This is a genomic window from Actinomycetota bacterium, from assembly GCA_036280995.1.
Taxonomy (GTDB): Bacteria; Actinomycetota; CALGFH01; order CALGFH01; family CALGFH01; genus CALGFH01.
Genome location: DASUPQ010000052.1, coordinates 1 through 2,972 on the forward strand (window position 1 = coordinate 1; position 2,972 = coordinate 2,972).

3 protein-coding genes are annotated in these 2,972 nt (G+C 73.9%); all 3 read left to right on the plus strand.

Translation table 11 applies throughout. From position 1 onward, the window contains the following. Window positions 1-240: 240 nt before the first annotated feature. Window positions 241-1,638, plus strand: a complete 1,398-nt coding sequence (locus VF468_01435; GenBank protein ID HEX5876985.1) for an NlpC/P60 family protein — start codon at window positions 241-243, stop codon at window positions 1,636-1,638. Between the two features lie 84 nt (window positions 1,639-1,722). Continuing rightward, on the plus strand, window positions 1,723-2,229 hold the full coding sequence (locus VF468_01440; GenBank protein ID HEX5876986.1) for an HIT domain-containing protein: 507 nt from the start codon (window positions 1,723-1,725) through the stop codon (window positions 2,227-2,229). Window positions 2,230-2,401: 172 nt separating this feature from the next. Beyond that, window positions 2,402-2,972: Wzz/FepE/Etk N-terminal domain-containing protein (locus VF468_01445; protein ID HEX5876987.1), on the plus strand; the 571-nt coding region annotated here is incomplete at its 3' end.

The window sequence follows — 2,972 nt, forward strand, 5'->3', positions numbered from 1 at the left end:
CGCCGCCCGCCACCAGCGCGAGGTCGGCACCGGCGTGTTCGACCTGGTCGCCCGGGCCGTGACCGCCGGCCAGGCCTCGACCCTGGCCCTGGCCGACTCCACCGAGCGCCAGCAGTTCTAGGAGCGGTTCCCGCCCGTCTGACGTACGCAATCTGTGGGGTGTAAATCCGGCAGAATGGGATACGATGCCCGCGGACCGGTCGAATGGGGGCGACGATGTCCAAGGGTGGTGGGGCGGCCTTGCGCGTAGGCCGGCACGCCCCGATCGCCCTGGCCCTCGCCCTGCTCCTCGCCCTCGTCGGCGGCACCGCGGTCGGCGCCACCCCGGCCGACCCCAAGGCCCCCAACGCCGCTCTGGCCGCCAAGGCCAAGGCGCTCCAGGCCAAGCTCGACGCCCAGCACGCCGAGGTCGAGCGCCTCGCCGAGCGGCTGAACGCGACCGACGACCGCCGCCAGGCCCTGCAGAAGCGCCTGGCCCGCCTCCGGGCCCGCCAGGCCGCCGCCCAGCGGCAGCTCGACAAGGCCCAGCGCCAGCTCGACGAGCAGGCGCGGGCCACCTACATGAACGGCCCCCAGTGGCTGCTCGGGGAGATGGTCGGCGGGACCAACCCGCCCGACGCCATGCGCCAGCTGCCGATGCAGAAGGCGGCCCTGGAGGCGCGGGCCGCGGTCCTGGCCGAGGTGCGGATCCGCAAGGCCGAGGTCGACACCCTCAACGAGCGGGTCGCCACCGACCTGGCCGAGGCCGACCTCGTCCACAAGCGCCAGGACGACGAGCGCCGCCAGGTCCAGCGGCTGGTCGAGCAGCTGCAGCAGACCCTGGACAAGATCGATAAGCAGCTCGCCGGCTACCTCGAGGCCGAGCAGGTCCGGTCCGAGGCGGCCCGGCGGGCCGCCTGGTCCGGCTACATGTCCGGGGTCGGGACGGTCCAGTCCTGGCTGCAGGCCGGGCCGGTGGCCCGGGCGGCGGTCCGCTGGGCGCTGGCCCAGCTCGGCGATCCCTACCGCTGGGGCGCGACCGGGCCCGACATGTTCGACTGCTCGGGGCTGACCAGCTCGGCCTACCGGGCCGCCGGGGTCGGCATCCCGCGCGTGTCGCGGGCCCAGTGGGGCGCGGGCCCGCACGTCGCGGTGGCCAACCTGCTCCCCGGCGACCTGGTCTTCTACGCCGACAACCCCCGGGACCCGTCCACCATCCACCACGTCGGCATGTACATCGGCAACGGCCTGATGGTCCACGCCCCACACACCGGCGACGTCGTCCGGGTCGCCTCGATCTGGCGCGAGAGCTACGCCGGCGCCACCCGGATCGTGCCCGGGGTCATCGGGCCGGGCCTGCCCGGGCCGCCGCCGACCGCCCCGCCGCCGACCAGCCCGACCCCGCCGACGGCGCCGCCCATGACGACGGCGCCCCCGACCACGGCCGAGCGGGCGCCGGCGCCGGCGCCGCCCACGACCCGGCCGCCGACCACGACCAAGCCCGGGTCGCCCAGCACCACGGCGCCGCCGACGACCACGACCGCGCCGCCGACGACGACCACCAAGCCCCCGACGACCACGGCCCCGCCGACCACCACGGCCGAGGAGCCGACCAGCACCGAGGCGCCCACGACCACGGAGGCGCCGACCACCACCTGACGCCCGCCGGGGCGCCCGGACGGACGGCGGCTGCTCTATCATCGGCCGGTCCGCGCCATCCCTCGTCCCCCGGGAGCCGCCGCCGTGCCCGAGCCCGAGCTCCTCTGGTCGCCCTGGCGGATGGAGTACATCCGCCGCGGGGAGGGCGGCGAGGCCCGCGGCTGCGTCTTCTGCGACCTCCCGGCCGCCGACGCCGCCGACGACGAGGCCAACCACCTCCTGGCCCGCGGCGAGGTCAGCTTCGTGCTGCTCAACGCCTTCCCGTACAACCCCGGGCACCTGATGGCGGCCCCCTACCGGCACGTCGGCGACTACGAGGAGCTGACCGCCGAGGAGCTGGCCGAGATGACCGCGTTCACCGGCCGGGCCATCCGGGCCATGCGCGAGGAGTCCGGCCCCCACGGGTTCAACCTCGGCATGAACCTGGGCCAGGTGGCCGGGGCCGGCATCGCCGACCACCTGCACCTGCACCTGGTGCCGCGCTGGGGTGGCGACACCAACTTCATGCCGGTCGTCGGCCAGACCAAGGTGCTGCCCGAGCTGCTGGCCGAGACCTATCAGCGCCTACGTCCGCACTTCGCGTCGCCGTAGAAGTTGCGTACCCGTATCTAGTCCACAGCGATTGGTGACGATGCTCAATCCGACGGAGGAAAGGTAGACGGCGAACCGATAGCGTGGGACGCGGGAGGAGAGCGTCCGCCGCGAGCCGGGGCGAGCCACCTCCGGGGGCCCCGGACGTACCAGGACAAAGGCGGTCGATGCGGTGAGTGCAGAGCCGACGCCGAGCGGATCGGTGGAGCTTCGCGACTATCTGGCGGTGTTCAAGCGGCAGCTCGTGCTGATCCTGGCCATCACCCTGCTGGGCGCCGCGGCCGCGGCCGCCTACACCTTCCGCCGTACGCCCGTCTACGAATCGACCGCCTCGGTGCTGGTCCGGGCCATCACCACCAACGCCTTCGACCCCGGGTCGCGGGTCGACCAGCAGCTCAACATGTTCAACGAGCGCCAGCTGGCCCAGTCGGAGCCGGTGGCCGCGGTCGCGGCCAAGGCGCTCAAGACCACCGCCACCCCGGCCCAGCTGCTGGAGCACGTCAACGTCGACGTGCCCGCCAACTCCCAGATCCTGCGCATCAAGTACCAGGACACGGTGCCCCTGACGGCCCAGAAGGGCGCCGACGCCTTCGCCGAGGCGTACCTGGCCTCCCGCGAGGCCGACCACCGCGCCCAGGCCACGACCAGCCAGAAGAGCCTGCAGACGGACATCAACCGGTTCCAGAAGCAGGCGACGGCGGCCGAGAAGGTGATCGCCGACCCCAACGCCGACTCCGCCACCC